Annotated in this window: 22 protein-coding genes and 1 pseudogene; 13 read left to right on the top strand and 10 right to left on the bottom strand. The window is 64.7% G+C overall.

The window, feature by feature from the left end; all coding sequences use genetic code 11:
* Positions 1 to 140: 140 nt before the first annotated feature.
* The 6 genes from SK1NUM_RS13465 to SK1NUM_RS13490 form a co-directional block, all read right to left on the bottom strand.
* Positions 141 to 773 carry a DUF1707 SHOCT-like domain-containing protein gene (locus tag SK1NUM_RS13465; RefSeq protein ID WP_212323126.1) on the bottom strand — a complete coding sequence of 211 codons (633 nt, stop codon included), beginning with the start codon at positions 771 to 773 and terminating at the stop codon, positions 141 to 143.
* Between the two features lie 141 nt (positions 774 to 914).
* Positions 915 to 1,709, bottom strand: coding sequence for a MerR family transcriptional regulator (locus SK1NUM_RS13470; protein WP_212323129.1), 795 nt, complete (start codon positions 1,707 to 1,709; stop codon positions 915 to 917).
* A 73-nt stretch (positions 1,710 to 1,782) separates the two neighbouring features.
* Entirely contained in the window at positions 1,783 to 2,490 is a 708-nt protein-coding gene (locus tag SK1NUM_RS13475) for a SagB/ThcOx family dehydrogenase (RefSeq protein ID WP_212323132.1), read from the bottom strand.
* 3 nt (positions 2,491 to 2,493) lie between these two features.
* Positions 2,494 to 3,786, bottom strand: a complete 1,293-nt coding sequence (locus SK1NUM_RS13480) for a YcaO-like family protein (RefSeq protein ID WP_212323137.1) — start codon at positions 3,784 to 3,786, stop codon at positions 2,494 to 2,496.
* Positions 3,779 to 4,297, bottom strand: coding sequence for a hypothetical protein (locus SK1NUM_RS13485; RefSeq protein ID WP_212323140.1), 519 nt, complete (start codon positions 4,295 to 4,297; stop codon positions 3,779 to 3,781). Before SK1NUM_RS13485 ends, SK1NUM_RS13480 begins: the two co-directional genes overlap by 8 nt.
* 89 nt (positions 4,298 to 4,386) lie before the next feature.
* Positions 4,387 to 5,103 (bottom strand): hypothetical protein, encoded by a 717-nt coding sequence (locus tag SK1NUM_RS13490; protein ID WP_212323143.1) that lies wholly within the window; start codon positions 5,101 to 5,103, stop codon positions 4,387 to 4,389.
* A 352-nt stretch (positions 5,104 to 5,455) separates the two neighbouring features.
* On the opposite strand from SK1NUM_RS13490, the gene SK1NUM_RS15525 reads away from it, so the two are divergent.
* Together SK1NUM_RS15525 and SK1NUM_RS13495 are read left to right on the top strand one after the other, a co-directional pair.
* Positions 5,456 to 5,770, top strand: coding sequence for an AbrB/MazE/SpoVT family DNA-binding domain-containing protein (locus SK1NUM_RS15525; RefSeq protein WP_396020942.1), 315 nt, complete (start codon positions 5,456 to 5,458; stop codon positions 5,768 to 5,770).
* 218 nt (positions 5,771 to 5,988) lie between these two features.
* Complete coding sequence (locus SK1NUM_RS13495; RefSeq protein ID WP_212323146.1) at positions 5,989 to 7,104, top strand: MalY/PatB family protein; 1,116 nt, start codon at positions 5,989 to 5,991, stop codon at positions 7,102 to 7,104.
* Positions 7,105 to 7,336: 232 nt separating this feature from the next.
* Here SK1NUM_RS13495 and SK1NUM_RS13500 read toward each other — a convergent pair whose 3' ends face one another.
* Positions 7,337 to 8,329 (bottom strand): Gfo/Idh/MocA family protein, encoded by a 993-nt coding sequence (locus SK1NUM_RS13500; RefSeq protein ID WP_212323161.1) that lies wholly within the window; start codon positions 8,327 to 8,329, stop codon positions 7,337 to 7,339.
* Between the two features lie 307 nt (positions 8,330 to 8,636).
* On the opposite strand from SK1NUM_RS13500, the gene SK1NUM_RS13505 reads away from it, so the two are divergent.
* From SK1NUM_RS13505 to SK1NUM_RS13520, 4 genes are all read left to right on the top strand, one after another.
* Positions 8,637 to 10,775 (top strand): ATP-binding protein, encoded by a 2,139-nt coding sequence (locus SK1NUM_RS13505; protein WP_212323164.1) that lies wholly within the window; start codon positions 8,637 to 8,639, stop codon positions 10,773 to 10,775.
* Positions 10,772 to 11,431 carry a response regulator transcription factor gene (locus SK1NUM_RS13510; protein ID WP_212323167.1) on the top strand — a complete coding sequence of 220 codons (660 nt, stop codon included), beginning with the start codon at positions 10,772 to 10,774 and terminating at the stop codon, positions 11,429 to 11,431. The genes SK1NUM_RS13505 and SK1NUM_RS13510 overlap by 4 nt, the downstream gene beginning before the upstream one ends.
* Positions 11,432 to 11,553: 122 nt before the next feature.
* A complete protein-coding gene (locus SK1NUM_RS13515) occupies positions 11,554 to 12,828 on the top strand; it encodes an aspartate kinase (RefSeq protein WP_212323170.1) in 1,275 nt (424 codons plus the stop codon).
* A gap of 450 nt (positions 12,829 to 13,278) precedes the next feature.
* Positions 13,279 to 13,689: a hypothetical protein gene (locus SK1NUM_RS13520; protein WP_223927622.1), complete on the top strand. Its 411-nt coding sequence runs from the start codon at positions 13,279 to 13,281 to the stop codon at positions 13,687 to 13,689.
* A 133-nt stretch (positions 13,690 to 13,822) separates the two neighbouring features.
* On the opposite strand, the gene SK1NUM_RS13525 is transcribed toward SK1NUM_RS13520, so the two are convergent.
* The 3 genes from SK1NUM_RS13525 to SK1NUM_RS13535 all read right to left on the bottom strand — a co-directional run bounded on the left by SK1NUM_RS13525 (position 13,823) and on the right by SK1NUM_RS13535 (position 15,371).
* Positions 13,823 to 14,383: a type II toxin-antitoxin system RelE family toxin gene (locus tag SK1NUM_RS13525; protein WP_212323176.1), complete on the bottom strand. Its 561-nt coding sequence runs from the start codon at positions 14,381 to 14,383 to the stop codon at positions 13,823 to 13,825.
* Positions 14,380 to 14,685, bottom strand: a complete 306-nt coding sequence (locus SK1NUM_RS13530; RefSeq protein WP_212323179.1) for a type II toxin-antitoxin system Phd/YefM family antitoxin — start codon at positions 14,683 to 14,685, stop codon at positions 14,380 to 14,382. Before SK1NUM_RS13530 ends, SK1NUM_RS13525 begins: the two co-directional genes overlap by 4 nt.
* A 386-nt stretch (positions 14,686 to 15,071) precedes the next feature.
* Positions 15,072 to 15,371, bottom strand: coding sequence for an ATP-binding cassette domain-containing protein (locus SK1NUM_RS13535; protein ID WP_212323182.1), 300 nt, complete (start codon positions 15,369 to 15,371; stop codon positions 15,072 to 15,074).
* Between the two features lie 515 nt (positions 15,372 to 15,886).
* On the opposite strand from SK1NUM_RS13535, the gene SK1NUM_RS13540 reads away from it, so the two are divergent.
* The 7 genes and pseudogenes from SK1NUM_RS13540 (at position 15,887) to SK1NUM_RS13570 (ending at position 21,735) form a co-directional block, all read left to right on the top strand.
* Positions 15,887 to 16,501 (top strand): hypothetical protein, encoded by a 615-nt coding sequence (locus SK1NUM_RS13540; protein ID WP_212323184.1) that lies wholly within the window; start codon positions 15,887 to 15,889, stop codon positions 16,499 to 16,501.
* 523 nt (positions 16,502 to 17,024) lie between these two features.
* Positions 17,025 to 17,331, top strand: a pseudogene (locus SK1NUM_RS13545) (MmyB family transcriptional regulator).
* Between the two features lie 437 nt (positions 17,332 to 17,768).
* Positions 17,769 to 18,278 carry a hypothetical protein gene (locus tag SK1NUM_RS13550; protein WP_212323190.1) on the top strand — a complete coding sequence of 170 codons (510 nt, stop codon included), beginning with the start codon at positions 17,769 to 17,771 and terminating at the stop codon, positions 18,276 to 18,278.
* On the top strand, positions 18,275 to 18,655 hold the full coding sequence (locus tag SK1NUM_RS13555) for a hypothetical protein (RefSeq protein WP_212323193.1): 381 nt from the start codon (positions 18,275 to 18,277) through the stop codon (positions 18,653 to 18,655). Before SK1NUM_RS13550 ends, SK1NUM_RS13555 begins: the two co-directional genes overlap by 4 nt.
* A 502-nt stretch (positions 18,656 to 19,157) precedes the next feature.
* A complete protein-coding gene (locus SK1NUM_RS13560) occupies positions 19,158 to 19,898 on the top strand; it encodes a hypothetical protein (protein WP_212323195.1) in 741 nt (246 codons plus the stop codon).
* On the top strand, positions 19,895 to 20,539 hold the full coding sequence (locus SK1NUM_RS13565; protein WP_212323197.1) for an ABC transporter ATP-binding protein: 645 nt from the start codon (positions 19,895 to 19,897) through the stop codon (positions 20,537 to 20,539). Before SK1NUM_RS13560 ends, SK1NUM_RS13565 begins: the two co-directional genes overlap by 4 nt.
* Positions 20,536 to 21,735 carry an ABC transporter permease gene (locus SK1NUM_RS13570; protein ID WP_212323200.1) on the top strand — a complete coding sequence of 400 codons (1,200 nt, stop codon included), beginning with the start codon at positions 20,536 to 20,538 and terminating at the stop codon, positions 21,733 to 21,735. Before SK1NUM_RS13565 ends, SK1NUM_RS13570 begins: the two co-directional genes overlap by 4 nt.
* Positions 21,736 to 21,842 lie beyond the last annotated feature (107 nt).

Raw genomic sequence — 21,842 nt, forward strand, 5'->3', positions numbered from 1 at the left:
GTAGCACCGACAATTATGCAGCAGAGCCTCAGCGACGTCATGCTGCGGGGCAGCGGTACTACGAAGCGGAACGCGAGCCGCGGCGAGACCGCCTCGTCCGAACAGCACGCCGGTGTCACGGCCGCTGTGGACAGCGGGCCTCAGTACCCAGGGAAGTCGCGACCCCAAGCATCGATGGTGTTTTTCGCCGTACGCAGGTCTGCCCCTGTGAACTCGCGATATAGCTTGATGGCGTGGATCTTGCGGCCGGCCTCGATTTCACGCATCACCCGGTCGCGCTCTTGGAACGTGAGCTGCCGGGGCTGGACTGGCGGCAGGGCCGTCCGTCTGTTCCGGGACCGGGAGAGCTTGGGTGCAATGACCATCGCGAAAATTACTATGGGCACCAAGGGCCAGAGGATTCCTCGCGAAGTCATCACCAGGATGATGACACCCCAGAAAACCCAAGCCTGGTTATACCAGGGTTTGTTCTTGGCCGGCTCCTGCGACGACTCATAGCTAACAAGACCTTCACCCGGCGATCCCAGGTTGCTGAGACCATATGTTTCCTGCATCGACGGCGTCGTCCCCACCTGGGATTCCCGCTGGGGCGAACCTCCCGGTAAGTCGACAAATAGCTTGTCGATATCCCCTCCGGTCTTGGCCGCCAATGCCGCCTGAATACGCTCCTGCAATTCCTCAACAGTGAGCCGCCCCTCAGCATGGCACTCCTGGAGACGCGCGACCGCCTGGTCCCGTTCCCGGTCACCCACCCTGATGTGCTCATCACCCATATCATCCAGCGTAACGAAGCAGACCAGATACCCCAGCCCTACCCTGCCACCCTTCAACCGAGGACGTCCGTCCCGGATTTCTCCGGGACGGACGTCCTGACCGGCGGAGCACAACCCCACCGGGCTCTCAGACCTGGATCATCACTCCCACTGGGCGGTCTCCGGGTCGACGCCATGAGCCGCGGCGTTGGCGTCGACGATGGCCTTCAGCCACGGTCCGAGACCCTTGCGCAGGCCCTCGTAGTGGTCGAAGAACTGGCCGTCCTCCGCGTAGCCGCGGGCGATGAGCACCTGCTTGGCATAGGTGACATCGAACCAGGTGCCGATCGACGCGCGGAGCCGCTCGGCCAGGGCATTGGCCTCAGGGCTGCCGGGCTGGACGCCGCCCTCCAGGGCCGCGACCAAGTCGGCTTCCAGGTCGCGCGTCTCGTCGCGGACGTCGATCCAGTCCTGCCTGGTCATCGTCGCCTGCCGGGCCATGGACTGCGCCCACTCGGGGGTCTGACCCCAGGCCTGCTCGGCTTCCTTGCGGTAGTCGCCCCAGTCGGTGCCGAAGATCTCGGCCTGTTCCGCGACGCTCACTTGGGTGTTCATGCTGCTCCTTTCCAGCATCTGATCCACTGCACGGGCCATCCGTTGCAGCCGTGAGATGCGTTCGGCCAGCAGGTCGCGCTGACGCATCAGGTGAGCGGTGTCGGTCTCCTGGTCCAGGACCTCGGCGATCCGCGCCAGCGGCATCCCGACCTCCCGGTACACCAGCACCCGGTGAATCCGGGCGATGTCGGCGGCGTCGTAGAGACGGTAGCCGCTCCACGCCCGCGCACTGGGCCGGACCAGTCCGATCTCGTCCCAGTGATGCAGGGTGCGGACGGTCACACCTACCAGCCGCGCGACGGCCCCGACGGTCAGTTCCTCCACCTGCTCATCCTCTCTCACACCTCCAGCCTGAGACCTCACGCCAGGTGAGGGTCAAGGACCCAGCCGGCAGGCGTGGTAGCGCCGTCCGGGATCACCGGCGGGGATGGCCGACGAGGTATCCGAAGGCCACGCGCCCGCCTGCCTGGGCGACGCCCAGCCGGCCGGCCCAGTAGTCGTCAATCAGCCCGCCCGCGACCACCCCCGCCAGGCCCAGTTCGGCGGCCGCGAGAGACAGCTGCTGCATCACAGCGCCGGCCTCCAGCAGCGCGAACCGCCCGCCGCGCTCGTCGTATTTGCCAGTCAGCCGGCCGGCGAACAGCACCGCGACCACCATTGCCGCGGGCTGCCCCGTCACCGGGGCATTGATGCGGGATGAGGCCTCCTCCCAGGCCGGTGCTGGGTCGGGCAAGGTGACCAGGCCGTGCGCGATGGGGTCGTAGTAGGCCATGTGCACCTCAGGCCGCCACGCGACGACGAACAGCTCCACAGCATACGAGGCCCCGGCCGACGGGAAACTGCGGTGCTCGGCACCGCCCCAGGCCCGGCAGGACCCCAGCAGGCGGGACAGCTCCCTGGGGTGCAGCGGGCGTTCCGCGAACTCACGGCCGCTGCGGCGTCGCGCCGCGACCCGCTCCAGGGGACTGCGCCGCGCCTGTGGCAGGGACGCCGGGGCGGCCGGATAGTCGAGGCGCAGCGGCTTGTCGTCGCCGTGGAACGCGGTGATCCGCTGCCCGAACTCGGGCAGGTTGTAGGCGTCAAGCTCCGAGGCCAGCCAGAAGTCGTCGAAGAAACGGGTCATGGATCATCCCAGGGGGTGCGGCATGCGGTTGGGGAACCTCGACTCTGCGACCCGGTCCGGGTAGCGCGCGGGCAGCATGCCCGCCACCCGGCCGAGCAGCGGCCAGTCCTCGTGGGCGTAGATCAGGGCCATGTCCGGGGACAGGGCTTTGACGACGTGCAGGCCCGCTTGGAGGGCGTCGATGGTGGTGATGTCGCGATAGTAGACGCGGATGCCGGCCTGGCCGAGAGCCTGCCGGGCGGCGGCCAGGGGATCCATCCCGGACGGCGTCGGCGGAGGCGGGTGACGGACGCCGTCGTGGTGCAGGATCGGCAGCCGGGACCAGTGCTCGGGGTTGCGGGTGTAGAACATGGCGTGGTGGTCGAAGCTGCGGACCTGCGCGTACTCGGTCAGGCCGCTGACATCGACGAAATCGCCGTAGATGCCTGCGAACAGCACTCCCTGATTCCATTCCAGGAACGCCTTCTCGGCCGCGGAGTCCCAGTCCTGACGGCATGCCACCCCCAGCGAGTACCGCCACACACCGCGTTTCGGGATGCCGCCCAGGACGGCAGCGACGGGGAATGGGCTGTAGGCGGGGGTCAGGTCGAAGAGGGTGAACTCACCGCCCAGCCGCTCCACCTCCGCGGCATGCACAGCCGGCGGCTCGACGGACCGCCCCGGGAGGGAGTGCAGCCACGTCGTCATGAGGGCGTCGCGTTCGATCAGTTCGAGGATGCCTCGCAGCAGCGCCTCACGGGCGGTAGGCGCGGCAGCCAGGCCGGAGGAGGTCGGCATCCCGGTGCGGTGCGGGTCCTGCAGCGTGACAAAAGGCTGGGGCACCCACCACGGCGAGTTGTCGCGCAGGTCGTAGGCGACGGCGTACGGGCAGTCGTCGTCGAACAGCGTGCCGTGCGGAAACGCCGGGTTAAGTCGCTGTCCGGGAGTGAATAGCGAAAACTCCCCGGCGTCGATCCGCGGCTCCCCGTCCAGCTCCCGGCGCGGTCGCGTCGGCAGCCTCACCTGCGCGGAGGTCGCACGTTCGACAGCCTCCCCGATAGCAGCGAGCCGGGCGTCGGTCACGCTGCGTCCCACCCCACCTGCGGCACTCTCCCAGGGCCGTTCCACCGCCCGGGGCGCCCCGAAGTGGGCGATCGCACTGATGTCGGCCATCGACAACGAGGCACGCTGCGGCTGCAACACCAGCCCGTGGCGGTTCCCGACCGCCTGCCCCATCAGGAAAGAGCTCAAAGTCCCCGCGGGTGAGGCGCGGCCGGCTCGCTCATGCGTATCTCTACCGGTGGGGTCTTCAGCCACCTGACGCATCGCCTTGCTCATCCTGTGGCTGGCCTGGGTATTGTGGCGGCAGCCCGGCTATGAACTCAGGGAGCGTGCGCCCCGCGCTTCCACGCGCCGACAGCAGCTTGAGGCTCAGCACCAGGCTCAGCACCGGCGCCAAGACAAAGTAAATAGCGAAAGTCTTTATCAGGGCTAGGGACCATATTGCGACGGCAAGCTCAAGGAGTCCAGTCGCCATGACTCCTGCGGTGAACAGCATCCCCGTCCTGATAGGGGCCTGACGTTTGAGCAGGATAAAGAAGACCAGATAAGCGACAAGAACGACGAGAACCCCATAGGCCGTAAGTTCCAAGATACCCCTGTTGAAGGGGACAAATTTCATGCTCCAGAACGGCAGGACCACCAGCCAGGGCGCGGCCATCCCGAGGACCACCCCGCACACCCTCGCCCCCGATGACAGTTTCCGGTGCCGGCTCGCGGCTGCAGCAGCAGCGGCCCCGGTCACGCTGGCCGTGGCGAATGTCGTCACACAGCAGCAACAGCAACACGACGAACAGCAGGAAGGCGTCGCAACCGCTCCAGAGAACTCACCAGCGTCAAACTGGGTCCGGATAGCTTTCATAGCGGTATCACACCCGAGGACTCATACTCCTGGCAATAGGGGCAGGCAGGAACAGTCAACAGTTTCTCCCTCATGACGCGCCGCTGCCGCAGGTCCCAGGCGACCGTCCAGCCCACCAGGGAGGTGTCGCCTTGAAGACATCGCTTCACCTCGACGCAGATCAGCGCAGCCGCGAGAGGGCCGTAGTCGGTCACAACCCCTGGCTGAGACGGGGGTTCCCGGTCTCCCCACCGCTCGTTGAGCCGGCCGTAGAGACAGCTGATGCAGGGAGTCTCGTGGGGGATCACCAGCGGCCCGATAGAGACCGTGTGATGGAACGCGATGTCGACATACAGGTGGGGCAGCTCCAGACCCAGGACCTGATGCGCGATCCCCAGGTGGGTTGAGCGGTGGCGCACGACGACGGCCAGGTCGGCGTCGCCGAGCCCTGCGAGTTCCCACCCGGCGTTCTCCTGGAGTTCCTCGGGGAAGGGGTCGCCGAGCAACGCGACCCGCCCCGTCACGGACGTCAGCTCGGGTGCGATCACCCCAGCGGACCGGAGCTGCTCGAACTCTTCCAGCTCCCCGTCCGGGATATCGGACCGGTCAACCGCCGCACCACCGGCGAACCGGGCCGCCAGAGTGGGGGCGGAGATCAGGAACCGGGCGTCGTCGCCACCATGCACCTCGCAACCGTCAAGGACCCAGGCGGGCGAGAGTCGGAAGACAGCCATCCACGGATTCTACCGGCGCAGGCCAACGCCACATCCGGTCCGGAGCGCTGCGCGCTACGCAGCCATACCCGGATTCGACAAGCGCGCCCACAGATCCAGGCCGGGGACGATGAGCTCATGCATACCGAGAGGCGCATGATCAGGGGAGCAGCGTTATGTGCTCCTGCTGGTCGCCACTCACGCTGCCCACCGCTTGGTTGCGACCTGGGGACGATCACTGAGCATAGGCACCCACGCACCGGCAGAAATGTATCCGGCACAGAAACTATCCCGGCGCTGACACGGCTACCTGGTGACACACGCGTAGCCCCAGCGGATGCCACGACTCACTCAACCTATTGCCCTAGGAATTATGGGGCAGGTTTCCATTACTTCACAGGGGCAGATTACCCTGCCCGTCTCCATTAGACGCCGTTGGGGAATCGAGGGAGCAGCGTCGCTGGATCTGGAATTCGATGAAGAGAATAACCTCGTTGTCCTACGTCCGAAGCCGAGTGTGGATGAGGTGCTGAAGTACCTTTCGTCGCTACCTCGCAACCGGAAAGCTGCCCCACTGGTCGATGTGCACGAGCTTCTACGAGCGAGAATGCCTCACTGTTCACCTTCGACCAGAAACTCGCCCAGCAATGCCCAGCCGGCGTCCTCGTGCCCTAGATCAGGAACGTAGCGCCTCAACGGGTTCGAGACGTGAGGCCCGCAACGAGGGATAGATCCCAGCGAGGATATTCGAACACATCGTTTACCGGCATCGGACTCATTCCTGCACGTATCCTATTCCACCTTGCCCCAAGACGACCGTATGGTCCGGGCTGGCCGTCCCTGCGGGTTTGCGGTACCGGCGGCGTCGCGGACGAGGGAGCACGCCGTCGCAATAGAATCCCGTGCATGACCGTTTTCGATGTCCCCCTGGAGGAGCTCCGCAGACGCCGCAGCATCAAATGGGCACGCTTCGGCCCCGACGTACTGCCGATGTTCGTCGCGGAGATGGACGCCCGCCCGGTGCCTGCGGTGGTTGAGGTGCTGTCGCGGATGGTCGCCGACGGCGACACCGGGTACCCGGAGCTGCCCGACTACCAGGAGGCATTCGCCGGTTTCGCGCGCGACGTCTGGAGCTGGCAGATCGACCCGGCCGAGATCCTGCTGGCAGGTGACGTCATGTCGGGCATGCGGGAGCTGACGCTCGCGACGACGCAGCCCGGCGACGCCGTCGTCATCAACCCGCCGGTCTACCCGCCGTTCCGCGCAGTGTGCCGGACCACAGGACGCCGCATCGTGGAGGTGCCCGTCACCGCCGACGGCCGCCTGGACCTCGATGCGCTGGCCGAGGCCTTCAAGAGGGAGCATCCCGCCGCCTACCTGCTGTGCTCGCCGCACAACCCATCGGGGGTCGTGCACACCGCTGACGAGCTGGCGCGGGTGATGGAGCTGGCGAACGCCCACGACGTCACCGTCATCTGCGACGAGATCCACGCCCCGCTCTCGGGTGCGGAGCACACCCCCATCCAGCTGGTGCCGGGCGGTGAGCGGGCGCTGACCGTGACGTCGGCGTCGAAGTCGTGGAACCTCGCGGGCCTGAAGGCTGGCCTGATCGTCCCGGGCGCGGAGGCAGCTGGCTTGGTGAGGAGCCTGGGCGGCTATGTGCCGGAGTCGGCTAGCTACCTGGGTGTGGTGGCGCACGCGACGGCGCTGACCCACGGCCGCGACTGGCTGGCCGAGGCCGTCGCCGGGATCCACGAGAACAAGCAGTACTTCGCCGACGAGCTGCACCGCGCCATCCCCGAGCTGTCCTGGACGCCGTCCCAAGGAACCTATCTGGCCTGGGTCGACTGCTCCCCCCTCGGCCTGACCCACGCAGGCCAGCACTTCTTCGAACAGGCGAAGGTGCGCTTCGGCCAGGGCACCGACTACGACCCGGCAGCCACCCAGTTCGTCCGCGTCAACCTGGCGACGTCGCAGGAGATCATCTCCGAAGCCGTGCGACGGATGGCCGCCTCGCTGTAGTCCGCAACGCCTTCCCGCCTAGCCTGGTGCCTTGGTTTGCTGGCCTTAATCCGGTTTTGCTGGCCTTGTTCACGTTTGCCTGTGCTGTGACGCCAGCAAACGACGATAAGGCCAGCAAACCGCCCCAGGCAGCGGCTAGGACGGCGAAAGCAAGCGATCAGAACGCAGGTACCCAGCCATAGAAAGGCGCCCCGGTATAGACAGAACGCAGGTGCCCAGGCATAGAAGGCGATCAGATCGTGACCTCGGCCTCCTGCTGTGGCCGGCCGAGTTGCCCCAGGCACGTGTCGAGGACCCGCATCACCTCGACGGTGTCGGACAGGGGCATCGTCGCGGACTGGATGCGTCCGGCCAGCAGGCAGTCGCTGACCTCCATCAGCTCATGGGCATAGCCCTTGCCGACCTGTTTGGCCTCGATGATCCGCGGCAGCACTCCTGACCGGTGCACGGAGATGGTGGTCGGGTGGTGGAACCGGGGTTGGATCTCGACCCACCCCTTCGTGCCGTAGACCGCCATCTGGGCCGGGCCGTGGACGTCGAATCCGCAGGTGAGCGCTGCCGTTCCGCCGCCGGCGTAGCCGATGGACATCGTCGCAGCCGACTCCACGCCGTTCGGGGCATACCGCCCGACGCAGTGCACCTGGCGCGCCGCACCGAGGAACGCCTCGGCCATGGAGACGGTGTAGACCCCGAGGTCCAGGATGGCCCCGCCGCCCGTCGCCGGGTCCCACAGCCGGCTCGCCGGGTTGTAGGGACGGTAGGCACACAAGTCGCCCTGGACGCCGAGCACCTGCCCGATCCTGCCCCACGCCACGACCTCCCGGGCGGCCTCCACCGCGGGCAGGAAGCGCGTCCACATGGCCTCCATGGCGAACACCCCGGCCTCGGTTGCGGCCGCAACCACCTCCTGGGCGCCCGCGAGGGTCGAGGTGAACGCCTTCTCCACGAGCACCGCCTTCCCGGCGGCGATCGCAGCCAGGGCAATGTCGCGGTGCTGTGGATGCGTGGTCGCGATGTAGACCACATCGACACCACGGGACTCGATCAATGCCCGGTAGTCCCGGTGGGCAGCGGGGATCCCATGTTTGCGGGCGAACTGCCGCGACCGGTCCGGATCACGCGATGCCACCGCCACCAGTTCAGCCTGGGGCACGAAGGCGAACTCCCCGGCAACAGTATCGGCGATGCTCCCAGCCCCGATGATTCCCCACCGAATGCGCTCCATGGCGTAAGGCTACTCTGGACCCCTGGGGGGTGACCATTATTTTGAAACGAAAACTTTAAGAGATTCCGCGGATGGGGCGCAGGCGATGCCGGTGACGTCCAGGGGCCGGGCTGACACGGCTCCGGTGAGAGGGCGCATCGCATCACGCACTGACGACCCACGGCCTGGACGGGGCCTGGGGCTTGCCCGGCGGGCAATCCCTGCAGGCGGGATCTCTCGGGAAGCTTCACCGGGTACCCGGTGAAGCCCATAGATGTACTCCCGGGTTTTTCCCTCAAGTTTGGGAAGTCGTGGGAAAATGCCGACGATGCAGTTCCAAGAGCCAGCCAGAAAGATGCGCCGCCTGATGGGGTTCGGCGTCGGAATGGCTGCCGCCCTGCAGGGAATCACCCCCATCCAGGACATGCTGACCTCCGGCCTGCCCACCCTGGCATTCTTCGGGCTTGGCCTGATCGCGCTGGCGCATCTCATGGCCGCTTTCGGCGCCTTCCTCGACCTGCCCCTGGCCTGGCCGGTGGCCCTGGTCAACACCATCGGGTTCTGGCTGACGGGCGCGGGGATGTGGTCCAGCGAGGCCCCGGTGATGTGGCACAGCAATCTGTGGGTCTGGACGATCCTGATCTACCTGCTGCTGCGAAGACGCGACGGGAACGGTCCCTGGATCTTCATGGCGTCCGGGGCCCTGGTGCCGATGATCACCCTGCTGCCACGACTCGACTGGCGGCAGCAGATCCTGGACATCAACTTCACCCTGGTGGGGATCTGCATCATGACGCTGGCCTACAGCACCATGAAGGCACAACTGCAGGACCTAGAGGACAGCGTCGCCGACGATGCCCGCCGCCGGAGCGTCGAGCATCGCGCCCGGCTGCTGGAGAGCACCCGGCGTGCGAATATCCGCCGCGTCCACGACACCCTGCTGCACCTGTTCCAGCAGGTCGCGAGCGGCCGCGGGGAGATCACCCGCGAGGAGGTGCTGCGGCTCGGCGAGGAGTCACGGGCGGGGCTCGGCACCTCCGACCTGGACCTGGAGGCGTCACCGCTGCTGACGGCGCTGGAGCAGGCCGTGACGGACGTCGGCTGCCCCGTCGCACTGCGCATCGAGGACGAGGCCAGCCTGCCTTCGAAGGTGACCCGGAACATCGCCGAGGCCACCCGGGAGGCGGTCCGCAACGTCGCCAAGCACGTGCCCGGCGGCACAGCCCAGGTGACGGCCCGTACCTCCAGCAACGGCTGCACGGTGGTGATCAGCGACTGGGGGCCCGGATTCGACCCCAGCGACGTGCCGCGCAGCCGCATGGGCATCAAGGAGGGCATCCACGGGCGCATGGCGGAGGTCGGCGGGCACGCCACCATCCACTCCGACATCGTCGGCGGCACCGCCGTCACCCTCACCTGGAACCCGATCCCGCACGCGGTGCGCATCGGCCCCTCGGGCAGGCGATGGCTGTCGATGATCGCGCTGCCGAGCCTGTTCGGCACCGGGCTGCTGCTGACGTTGAAGGATCCCAGCCCGAATCCCGTCCTGGCCTGGACGCTCTTTCTCGCGACGGCGGCGGTGGTGCTGCTGACCAGTCATGTGCTGCGACGTCGCGGACTGCACATCCACGAGGCGATCCTGGCCAACGCCTGGGGCATCGGGCTGCTGGTGGCGAACTATGCCTGGCTGTCGCAGACCGCCGGCGGCCGCTACGAGCTATGGACCATCGGCCTGGCCAACGCGCTGATGATCATGACCATCCCAGGACGCCAGTGGCAGGAGGCGGCCAGCCTGGTGCTGGCGAACGTCACGGCGAGCGTCGCGGGGGCGGCGGGGCTGTTCGGCCGGGTTCCCGAGGGGACCAGCACCGGCACCTGGGGCGCCACCGTCATCACGGGCATCGTGACGCTGGTGCTGGCGGTGGGGGCCTCATCCATCGGCAAGAGCGCCCACCAGGCACAGGAGAAACGCACCGAGGAGCAGCTCGCGGAGCAGCTCCACAACGAGCGGGCAGCGGAGCAGCAGGCGTGGATCGCGGCGCTGGACCGGATCTGCGGCCCCCTGTTCACTGGCCTCTACACTGGCACCGTCGACCCAGCCGACCCCGCGGTGCGCGTGGAGGCCCGGCACGTGGAGTCGCGGCTGCGGGACGCCCTGCGGCTGTGGCCCGGCGGCATCCACCTGGCCACGGCCCTGGACCGGCTGCGCCGGTCCGGCTGGGGATGCCTGCTTGACGTCGAGCAGGTGGAGGCCTTCGAGGCGACACGCTTCGCCGCTCTCCTGAACCAGCTCGACCCCGCGGTCAAGGGCCAGCATCTGACGATCACACGCCGAAAAGGAGTTCTCGTGGCCACTGTGGCTGAACCAGGTTTATCAGAGACGCGACAGGCGGGCCTTGCAGGTGCCAGAATCTTGCTTACAGATCCGGATTTCACCCAGTTCAGTTGTGAGGAGGACCAGCCGTGAGCATAAAGGTGGCAGTCCTCGATGACCACGAATTCATCTGCCGCGCCATTTCGGCGCTCGGTCGCGACTACCCGGAGCTGGCGGTGGTGTACACCAGCACCAGCCCCGAGGAGTTCCAGGCGTGGTGCCTCGAGAACCATCCCGATGTGGCCATGGTGGACCTGATGTTGCACGGCCAGTTGGCCGGGCACGAGACCATCCGTGTACTCAGCCAGGCCAGCATCTCATGCCTGGCATTCACCGCCGACCACCGCCGCGTCCCGATCAGCCTGGCCATGCGGGCCGGGGCCCGGGGACTCGCGTTGAAGGACGAATCTCCCGACAAGCATTTCGAGACGCTGCGGGAGATCCACGAGACCGGCTGGTCGCCGTCCTCGGCGATGGCGGCCGCGCTCATCGAGGACGCCGCGGAGCTGCCGGCGCTGTCCGCCCATGAGCTGCGCTGCCTGCGGCTGGCGTCGGAGGGAGTCCCCATCAAGGCCATCGGCCGCCAGTTCAACCCCGTCATCTCGCTCTCGACCGTCAAGACCTATCTGGCGCGGGCGTACGAGAAGTACGCGGCGGTCGGGCGTCCCGTCGGCAACACGACGGCCGCGGCGACGCAGACCTGGGAGGACGGCTGGTTCGACCTCAACGGGACGAGCGAGTCGAGCTGACACCCATCTGCCAGCGTTCCCGTCGGAGGCGCTCTCCCCTGGAAGCTGCAGACCCCGGGCGACCCCCCTGGGTTTTCCCGGGGTAGCTCCGGTAACCTTCCCTCTCGGCAAGGAGGTTTTGCGTGGGACGCATTGTTCAGAAATACGGTGGCTCGTCGGTCGCGGATGCCGAGTCCATCAAGCGCGTGGCCCGGCGGATCGCCCGGACGCGCGCGGAAGGGCACGACGTCATCATCGTCATCTCGGCGATGGGTGACACCACCGACGAGCTGATGGACCTCGCGCTGAAGGTCTCGCCGCAGCCGAAGTCCCGCGAGCTGGACATGCTGCTGACCACCGGGGAGCGCCAGTCGGCGGCGCTGCTGGCCATGGCGCTGTCCGACCTGGGCATCGACGCCGTCAGCTACACCGGCAGCCAGGCGGGCATCCTGACCACACCCACCCACGGCAACGCCCGCATCATCGACATCACCCCCGGCCGGGTGGTGCGCTCCATCGAGGAGGGCTCCGTCGTCATCGTCGCCGGCTTCCAGGGGGTGGCGCAGTCGACGAAGGACGTCACCACGCTGGGCCGCGGCGCCTCCGACACCACCGCCGTCGCCCTGGCCTCGGCGCTCGGGGCGGATCACTGCGAGATCTACACCGACGTCGACGGCGTCTACACCGCCGACCCGCGGATCACGCCGAGCGCCCAGCGGATCGCAGAGATCGGCTACGAGGAGATGATGGAGCTGGCCGCGTCCGGAGCCAAGATCCTCCACCTGCGCTGCGTCGAGTATGCGCGCCGCGAGAACGTGAAGGTCCACGTCCGCTCGTCCTTCAGCGACAAGCCGGGCACCTGGCTCAAACCCCAGGAAGAGGTCAAGAAGGGAAAAAGCATGGAAGAAGCCATCATCACGGGCGTGGCCCATGACCGCAGTGAGGCGAAGATCACCATCATCGGCGTCCCCGACCAGGTGGGTGCGGCGGCCGCGATCTTCCAGGCCATCTCGGACGCCGACATCAACATCGACATGATCGTGCAGAACGTCTCGCGCCTGTCCGCGGTCAAGACCGACATCTCCTTCACCCTGCCCATGAGCGAAGGCCGCAAGGGCATCGAGGCGCTGGAGGCCATCAAGGAGAGGACCGGCTTCGACGAGGTGCTCTACGACGACCAGATCGGCAAGGTCTCGATCGTCGGCGTCGGCATGCGCTCCCATCCAGGCGTGACCACCACCTTCTTCAAGGCGCTCGCAGCCGAGGACGTCAACCTGCAGATGATCTCGACCTCCGAGATCCGCATCTCCGTGGTGGTCGGCGCCGACGAGGTGGACCGGGCCGTCCGTGGCGCCCACAAGGCCTTCGGCCTAGACGCCGACGAGCAAGCGGTCGTCTACGCCGGGACGGGCCGCTGAGAGGGCCCGGGGCCGGCACACACTGGACTGAGGAAGCACGATTCCTACCCCGCACAGTACCTGCTTTCGTGGCGCTGTCTGGTTGTTGACGCAGCTTAAGAATCAGAGCTGAAAGGACTATCCCGTGCTCAGCCGCTTTCCCACCTGGTCCGTCCGGAAACCGGAAAACGCCCGGGCCGATGCCGTCTGCAAAGTGGGTGGGGCACCGATCGGATGGTCGCGGGACTGGCCGGTGTGTGCCTTGTGCAGCCTGCCCATGAGTTTCCTCGGCCAGTTCACCGGCGACCCCCTGGCGCCCCGCCTCCTACCCGGGCACACGCTGTTCCTGTTCACTTGTGAACGCGACTCGATTGCGACTTCTGGGATCCCGTCGCAGGCGCCAACGCCTGCGTTCTCATCCCCCACGACGAGCTGGGCGCGCACCCAACCCCCATCCCGGGAGACACCCCCGTGCTGCTGGAGCTGTGGGTGAGCAGCTGGACGAGCAGGGACGACGGCATCCCTGCGGAGCTGGAGGAATCGCTCCACGAGAACGGGCGGTTCGATGAGCTGCCCGAGGATGTGGCCTTCCCCCACGACTTCGACAGCGCTCTGCTGACGAAGGCCGGGGGCGCACCCTACTGGACGGCCAACGGTCCCTGTGCCCTGCTCGACCCGTCCGACCGCATGGTGCTCCAACTCGACAGCTGGTTGACGGTCTCCGAGGGCCAGGAGGCCCTCGCGGCCCACGCGGAAAACTTTCCCGGCACCGTCCAGCTGGAAGACGACGCGGCATCGATCGCGAACTTCTGCCTGGACGGCATCGGTTTCGTCATGACCCATGCGGGGGAACCGGAGATCTACTTCATGATCAATCGCTGATCCCACCCCCTGTAGGGTCGGCGCCTCCCGGTTCCACCCGGTTGCGCAGCACTCAACCCGGATTTTCCTCCCTCGGCGGCGGTTTTCGGGTTTGAGTGCTGCATGACCGCGTTGTGGGCGCCGCAGCTTGGCGTCATTCCGGTTTCCTGGACCAATGCTCGACCATCAGTCGCTGCGCATCAGGTTCCGACAGATTCGCTATTTCCTCCATCGGCAGGTGCAACTCCTCCCGAAGTCCCCTGACGAGCCAATCCGGTAATCCGGCAGGTTGGGTGGGTTCGGGAGTCGCAGGAATATCGCTGTACAGCCTGCCCATGTGCTCCAGCACCTCGGCGAGCGGTTTCGCCTGCGGATGTCCTGCCTTCCTCGCCTTTTCCACCCTGCGTTTCATCTCCGAATAGATCTCTCCGTCCTCGCGGGCCCCAGCGGCCCAGATCTCGGAGATGTCCAGCACGGGGTTGTTTCGCACATCCGTCGTCTCGCGCCACACGATGCGCCACGAGCGATCACCGACGACGAGCTTGCGGAACCCGACCAACGCGCCGACGAGAGGCTCACCCGCATCGCTCGCCCGTTCGAGCAGAAGCATTTGTGCGAATACGTCGCGCACGATCCGGGGGTCTTTCCTGTGCAGCCTGCGGAGGTCGTCAATGGCGTCGTCGGTGAGGCGCACGCGCTTCGCGTTCTTCGTCACGGCAGGGCGTGCAGGCCGGACTTGATCTCGGATTCGAGTTCATCCCGGTTGATTCCGAAAGCCTCCATCGCGTCGTCGAGCTCCGTCCGATTGCCCGAATCGGTGACCATCCGGGTCATGATGAGGACGACATCGCGGAGAGTTTCCCGGTCGCGGCGGAGCAGGTCCATCTCTTCCCGGGAAACGATCTCGGCAACAGGTTTTCCGTGACGGGACAGGGTAACCACCCGCCCGGATTCCGCGGAACTGACGAGCCCGGAAATTCCGACGTGGTTCGCATCGGTTATGGAAAACACGCTCACGACGACAATTCTACCTGGAAATCTAACTGGAACAACGAGGCCGAGGGGATCGTGGTCGTCACTCGGTCGCCCAGGAAAACCCCGCGAACAGACGCCCCATCGCAGCCGGCACGGTCACGAGCACGGGGAGACGCTCCCGCACAGAAGGGCGCCACCCGGTCACACAGACCGACAACAACAGTGACACATCACATCGACACTTGTCACTGTAGATGTACAAGTGTCACTGTGATCCTCACCGAACGCGAGCTGCGCAGCAGGGAGTGCGCGGAACCAGGTACCAGCTCACGGGGAGATCCACCCGGTTGCGCAGCGCTCAATCCCGGAAATCGCCCCCGAATGGGCAGAAATCGAGTTAAGTGCTGCGAAACCGGGATTCCCGCCGCTCAGGTTTGCGTCACCGGCCTGAGGAACTGGAACAGCGGCGTCTCGTCGCCGTCCGGATGCAGGATCCGCACCTCCACCCCGTAGACCTCACGGATCAGGTCCTCGGTCAGCACGTCCGCCGGACGCCCCAGACACACCGCCCGGCCCTTGTGCAGGACCAGCACCTCGTCGCAGAACGTGGTGGCCAGGTTCAGGTCGTGCAGGGCGACGACCACACCCAGACCCGTCTGTCTCAAGGTTGTGAGGATGTCCAGCTGGTGGGAGATGTCGAGGTGGTTGGTGGGTTCGTCCAGCAGCATGACCTGCCCCTCCTGGGCGAACGCCCGGGCGAGGTGTATGGTATTGCTCGAACTCGACTGAAGACTGTTATCCCAGCGACGAGTGTGGTCGAGGCTTCTTGTGGACCACCTCGATCCAGCGGGCGACCTCAGTGCGGGTTTCGGCTCGGGTACATCCAGCACCTGTGGAGCCTCTCGTAAGGTGATTGGCCGATAGTTACTACTGCCGGATGGTGTCGGCGGGGTAGCGTGGTGAGAACAAAATTTCACCGAGACCTATCGCACGGCATTTCACATCGCAATTCCGGTTTGACAGGGGATCTGAGTGGATCTGCCTCGTGGTGCTGGTTGAAGCAAGGATGCGACAACTTGGAAGCGCTGATTTTCTCGAGGGGCTGCGGCTGTGAATCTCAGGGGTGGGTGGTGCGCCGTTGGACTCGTGCGTGTGCTGGACCCGTTCGATGTGTCCGTGCGGGATAGTTCGTTGGGTTCCGTTTCGATGGTAGGTCTTAAGAAGAGAGGATGAGGAGATTCCGGTGAGGTTCAAGAAGATGTTGGCGACGACGGCTCTCGTTGCGACGATGTCGTGTGGTCAGGCTATGATTCCTGCTTCGGCCGTCACTGTTCCCGAGGATGCGTCGGTTCCGAGTCTCGTACAGGATGATGTCGATCTCCAGGCTGTGGAGGCTGAGGTTACAACTATTTTTGAACGCTATCTTCAACAGGATTCTGAGGGCAGGTGGAGCGTTAATGTAGAGGCCGTCCGGCAGGACGGGGCGCCTGAGGCTGAACTGCAGCGTATCGCGGAAAGGTTCAATGTCCCGATCGGGACGTATGTGTTCCCGGGCTCGGAGGACAAGGACGCAGGAGGGAAGGGCGCGAGTCCCCAACACCAGTTCGGCAGCTGGGAGTGGGGCAAATGCGTGCTCGGTGCTCTCGTCCCTACTTTCGGAGCGGTGGTCACGAAAGCTATGCAAGGGGGCTATCTTTCCTTGTTGGCCAAAGGGCAGTATGCCAAGGTGGTGTCGCACCTGATTCGGGTAGTCGGGCCTGCGGCCTTGAAAGAGGGACTGAAGGCGGTGGGCGGAACCGTCGGGTTGATCGGGTTACTCGCTGGTGCAGCTGCTTGGTGCGCCTCCCCGTGGGCGTAGTGATGGATGATACACAACCCGGTACGCGAGAGAAGGCAATCGCGTACTTTGCCCTGTGTACGTTTCGGCTGGGCCTAGTGGGGCTGGCTTTCTTGGCTTTCTGGTTGTCCACCTGGGTTTCCCTTGAGACTGCGGGGATAATTGCTGGCCTGATGGCAATGGTTGTGCTGGGAGGCACGGCATATGAAGTCTTCATATCTCGTGCTGATAGTGCGCAGCTTCCGTACAAGATCATTGTTTCTCTCCTGATAGTGGCTGCCATAGTTCTGCCCGTGTGGGGGACCGAGAAATTCTGGCCTGCGCTGACCTCGACCCTGCTGGTGTCCGGACTCATAACAATGCGCCGACCCGGGGGATAAGGTTCATAGATAGGCTGATCTCACTTCCCGGTGCGACACGAGCAGATGAGTTACTAAGAGGGCTTTATGATGGTCAGTGGACATGTCGACAGACGTGAGAGAACGAGTGCCTATGCGATTGTGGGTGCCTTCTGGTTGACGTTGGTGGCCGTGTTCTTCCCCGGATGCGGCGGCTCTACGCGGACTGGGAGGACGTGACCCGGGTGGCGGTGGAGCAGCTGCGCAGGTTCAACGCCACCACCCCTGACGATCCGGAGTTGCGTCGTCTCGTCGCAGAACTGTCCGCCGGGGATGATGTTTTCGCGTATTGGCGGCGCCAAGCTGTTGCGGCACCCGCTGGTGGGGGAGCTCGAATTCGAATGGTCTGCGCTGACCTGGAACGCTGACCCGGGGATGCAGATCATCGTTTGGACCGCGACCCCGGGCTCGGCCTCCCGAGAGCGCCTCGCCCGGTTGAGGATACTGGCGTGAGAAGCAGCGCATCCACCCAACAGCCTTGCCAGCGTGATGGGTGCGGAAGGTGGCTGAGTCGGGTGCGATGTGGTCACCACCCGCGGAACTCTCTCGTGAGGTGATTGGTTGGTAGTTGCTACTGCTGGATGGTGCTGGTGGGGTAGCGTGACGGGAACAAAAGTTCACCGAGGCCTGTCGCGTGGTGTTTCGCATCGCAGTTATTGGTTTGACAAAGGGGGTCTGAGTGGATCCGCCTCGTGGTGCTGGCCGGGGTAGGGGTGTGACAACCTGGAAACGCCGGAGTCCCTGGGGTGTTGCGGCTGCGGATCTCAGGGGTGGGTGGTGCGCCGTTGGACTCGTGCGTGTGCTGGACCCGTTCGATGTGTCCGTGCGGGATAGTTCGTTGGGTTCCGTTTCGATGGTAGGTCTCAAGAAGAGAGGATGAGGAGATTCCGGTGAGGGTCACGAAGATGTCGGCGACGACGGCTCTCGTGCAGGATGATGTTGATCTCCAGGCTGTGGAGGCCGAGGTCACAACCATTTTTGAACGCTATCTTCAGCAGGGTTCTGAGGGCAGGTGGAGCGTTAATGTAGAGGCCGTCCGGCAGGACGGGGCGCCTGAGGCCGATCTGCAGCGTATTGCGGAAGGGTTCAATGTTCCGATCGGGACGTATGTGTTCCCGGGTTCGGAGGACAAGGGAGCAGGAGGGGAGGGCGCGAGTCCCCAACACCAGTTCGGCAGCGGGGAGTGGGGCAAATGTGTGCTCAACGTCGCGGTTCCCGGTGCAGGAACCATGCTTATCGACGGTGCTATCAGGGGTCTTCTGGCAAAGGGGAAGTATGCTCAAGTGGCTTCTTGGCTCCTGCGCGTGGTTGGCCGGTCGGCAATTCGGGGTGGCGCAATCGGCTTGGTGGCTTCGCTTGCCGCGGCAGCAGCCTGGTGTTCTACGTCGGTTGCATCATGAAACAATCCGGTCTGCCAACAAGGGAACTGCGACAACGGCACTTCCCACAGGTTGTCATCTTCATTATCTGCATGGTATTTCTCCTGGCCACCATCATGACGGCAATCTCGTGGATCACGATTCCGCGTGCGACAATCATGGCATCCGTGCTCATCGTAGGACTGACTGCCGCGATGGCATACAAGACCTTTGTAGCGCAAAACATCGCGTACAGCACGAATTTCACTATCGTTTGCTCTCTGATCTTGATGGCTGGTATCGCTGGAGCACAATGGGGAACAGAAAAATTTATGCCCGCACTCATCGCTACGCTCACAGTTTCTGCCATTATGACCATTCGCCAGGCCAGATCCACATCCTCTCGGATTCGACCCTGACGCTCTGCCTTTCGGCCTGATGGCCTCGGCAAAACTTCTCACTCACAAGATCAGCGGATCATTGCCCTAGAAGCCTATCCATGGAGTGGTGGCGGACGGGACACCTGAGCCCGATCAGCAGCGTATTACGAAAAGGTTCAATGAGGCTTATTTAACAGACAGCGTGCCGGCCAGGAAAAACCCCAGTAAGCGCACGCTCAAAGAGAGTTGTGAACAAGCCTCACTGAAGCTATCAGACCATGTCCAAGACCATCAACGCCTAAGATTTAGGTGATCCTCTTCCTCGCCCTGACCCCTTTCACACAAATCTCCCCCACGAAGGAGCCGATGGGTCTGCGGGTCCAACTCAAGATAGAGATCAAAACCGACGACGACCTTGCGAAGACGGCTACGGAAAATTCTCTTGAAGACGCCCTTGCCGCGGAGAAGATGTTGTGGATATCAAAGCACACTGAGCGCGAGAGTTCACAGTTGCAGCCTTGGCTGAATATAGATCAGCCGCATGAACACACACGAAATGGCTGCCGCTGAAACGCAGCCCATCGGAGCCTTGGGGCAGACCCACATCGCATTCTGCATGATGAAGGAGCGAACCAAGGAACTCTTCAACGACAAAACCAAGGGACCCATGGATGAGGTCATGAATCTCGCCACCACGACCTCTCGGTTCGACGGCTTGGCCGCGCATTTGTTGCGAGCAGTGGTCCTGCAGTACGCCGGCGAATTCGATGACATCGAACGCGCAGAGGCGCTCGACCGCTACGTAGACGTGAACAAGGTCCGACTGCCTGACTGGCAGGGTGCGCTCCTGTCTCACATGGCCGCGGACGCTGCACTCCAGCTGGACGACCATGCTTCACCACTGAGAATTGCCGTCCCGCAGAATCTCCCCGACGGGGCAGTGGGCGATACACTCGTTTACCGTGTTCTCGGTATGAAATGGGGTGTCGCCAACGTGGACGAATGGGTGGCAACCGCCAAGGCCCGGGGGATCGACCCCCTCAGCGACGTGGCGGATGCCGAACGACCCACAAGTCTTCGGATCTGGGCGGCCTCAGCACGTGGCGCAATGCATCCCGATCTCTCCACACAACAGGAGGAAGACACCAAGGAGAGATTGCAGGGACTTACCACCTGTGACAATGTTGAACGTTTGGCGATGGCGGATCAGGACAGCCCCGAGAAATGCAGCCTCGATTCAACCTTCGCCTACTATCTGAGCTCTGTTTGGGGAATTAAATGACGACCAGAATCGCGTGTCACGGCATCACGAAGTCGTATGGCGAAAACGTCGTGCTCAAAGATCTCGATTTCTGGGTCGACGCCGGCGAATTGGTGACGCTCGTATCGCCGTCCGGCGGTGGGAAAACCACCTTGTTGAACATCCTGGGAGGTTTGACCACGGCGGATCAGGGTGTCGTCGAGGTGGCGGGGCAGGACCTCAGCCAGCTGGACGAGGACGGTCGGGCCAGCCTCAGGCGCCACGCGATCGGCATCGTCCACCAGTCGAGTTACCTGTTTCCCTGGCTCTCGGTGAACGAGAACCTGGAGATCGCTCCCGGCTCCCGCGCTCCCGCCTCGTGGCTCGCGGAGGTCAGGAGAAACCTAGGGATCGATGAATTCCACGACACCGAGATCAACAAGCTCTCCGGCGGGCAGCGACGCCGGGTGTGCATCCTGAGGGCCCTGCAGATGGAGGCGAAGGTCCTGTTGCTGGACGAACCGACCACTGGACTCGACGATCACCTGGCTTCCTGCGTTCGGCGGGCGTTGCGGGATCTTGCCGACCGGGGCTGCGCGGTCGTCGTCGCGACCCACGAGGAGGCCATCTCAGCAGCAGCGGATCGTGCGATTGCTCTCCGCGGAAGGAGGACCATCCTATGAGCACCTTCGCTCTGGTGAGACGCAGCCTGGCCAGGACCGTGCGGCGGCACAGGTTGATCGCGGTGCTGGTGTTGCTCCTGGTGTTGGCAACGGTTGTCCTGTCCTGGCTGGCCCGAGGGGCCACGCACGGCACATCCCGAGGATTGACGGAAAGCCTCGGAGCCAAGGAGATCGAGGTCATTCAGGGCTACAGCGGGCCGAACAGTCCACCGTTGAACACGAACGCGGTCAAGCAACTGGGGAAACTGGACGGTGTGGAGCACGTGTTCCCGTCGGGCATCTCAGGAATCGACCCGCCCGCGGACATCGCCGATTCCGAGGACGGCGCGGGGCCGTGGTGGCTGACACCCCGCAACCCGTTCGACGACCGAATGAAGGACGTCCACAGCAATCCCGCCGCTTTCCCGGAACCCGGCCAGATGCTGGTACCCGGACAACACGAAAACCTGGTGGGAAAGACGATCGAGGTCAACGTCACGCGGGCGGTCAGTTCCACCAGCGGAACGGGCGAGGCGAAACACTTTATGGTGATCGGCACCTACGACCCGGAAACCGTCCAGGGGGAGCCCCCGGATGCGGTGTTCATCAACTCCTCCCAGTTCAACGAGATCCAGGCGGCGGCACTGCCACCGGACACGCCTCCCTACAGCTCCATCTACCTCTACGTCGGGGACGTGAACGACGTCGCGAAGGTGCAGAAGTCGGTGGAGGACCTGGGCTACGGCACCCGCAGCGCCATCGGCTCCGGGATCCAGCTCGACAGGGCCCGGCAAGGACTCGCGGTGGCCTCCGTGCTGGTGCTCTTCGTCACCGTCCTCGGGGCGCTGTTCGCGGGCACATCCGTGGCGGGGACGTGGATGACATCGCGCATCGAGGAGATCGGGTTGTTCAGGTCCCTGGGGTGGACGCGGCGGGCGATCGTGAGGTTCTACCTGCTGGAAGCCCTCATCTTCGCGCTGTGCGTCTCGGCCATCGGGGTGCTTCTGGGCGTCGGGGTGGTCATGGCACTGGCGGCGCTGCCGTCCCTGCTGACGTCGGTGGCCGGCTTCAGCATGGATCCCGGGGCGTTGCTGGCCCAGGCGTGGGTGGTAGCGGTGCCACTGATCGCCGTGCCGCTCGGTTTCATCGCCGGAGCGGGTCGCAGGGCCGCCACGCTGCTGCGCGTCGACACGGACACGCTCCTGCGTCAGATCTGATCCAAGACCCCGGACGCCCTCACCGTGGTTTCGACACGGACCGCTCCTTCGCCGCAACCCGGCTCAACCAACTTCCACGTCTCCAAGCTGGTTGAGCCAGCACGTGA

The sequence above is a fragment of the Arachnia rubra genome, from assembly GCF_019973735.1.
GTDB classification, from domain to species: domain Bacteria; phylum Actinomycetota; class Actinomycetes; order Propionibacteriales; family Propionibacteriaceae; genus Arachnia; species Arachnia rubra.

Coding starts and splice junctions, on each gene's coding strand:
- SK1NUM_RS13465 (WP_212323126.1), bottom strand. CDS start 773: ATGGGTGATGAGCACATCAGGGTGGGTGACCGGGAACGGGACCAGGCG.
- SK1NUM_RS13475 (WP_212323132.1), bottom strand. CDS start 2,490: ATGACCCGTTTCTTCGACGACTTCTGGCTGGCCTCGGAGCTTGACGCC.
- SK1NUM_RS13490 (WP_212323143.1), bottom strand. CDS start 5,103: ATGGCTGTCTTCCGACTCTCGCCCGCCTGGGTCCTTGACGGTTGCGAG.
- SK1NUM_RS15525 (WP_396020942.1), top strand. CDS start 5,456: ATGGGGCAGGTTTCCATTACTTCACAGGGGCAGATTACCCTGCCCGTC.
- SK1NUM_RS13495 (WP_212323146.1), top strand. CDS start 5,989: ATGACCGTTTTCGATGTCCCCCTGGAGGAGCTCCGCAGACGCCGCAGC.
- SK1NUM_RS13500 (WP_212323161.1), bottom strand. CDS start 8,329: ATGGAGCGCATTCGGTGGGGAATCATCGGGGCTGGGAGCATCGCCGAT.
- SK1NUM_RS13505 (WP_212323164.1), top strand. CDS start 8,637: ATGCAGTTCCAAGAGCCAGCCAGAAAGATGCGCCGCCTGATGGGGTTC.
- SK1NUM_RS13535 (WP_212323182.1), bottom strand. CDS start 15,371: ATGCTGCTGGACGAACCCACCAACCACCTCGACATCTCCCACCAGCTG.
- SK1NUM_RS13555 (WP_212323193.1), top strand. CDS start 18,275: ATGAAACAATCCGGTCTGCCAACAAGGGAACTGCGACAACGGCACTTC.
- SK1NUM_RS13560 (WP_212323195.1), top strand. CDS start 19,158: ATGAACACACACGAAATGGCTGCCGCTGAAACGCAGCCCATCGGAGCC.
- SK1NUM_RS13565 (WP_212323197.1), top strand. CDS start 19,895: ATGACGACCAGAATCGCGTGTCACGGCATCACGAAGTCGTATGGCGAA.
- SK1NUM_RS13570 (WP_212323200.1), top strand. CDS start 20,536: ATGAGCACCTTCGCTCTGGTGAGACGCAGCCTGGCCAGGACCGTGCGG.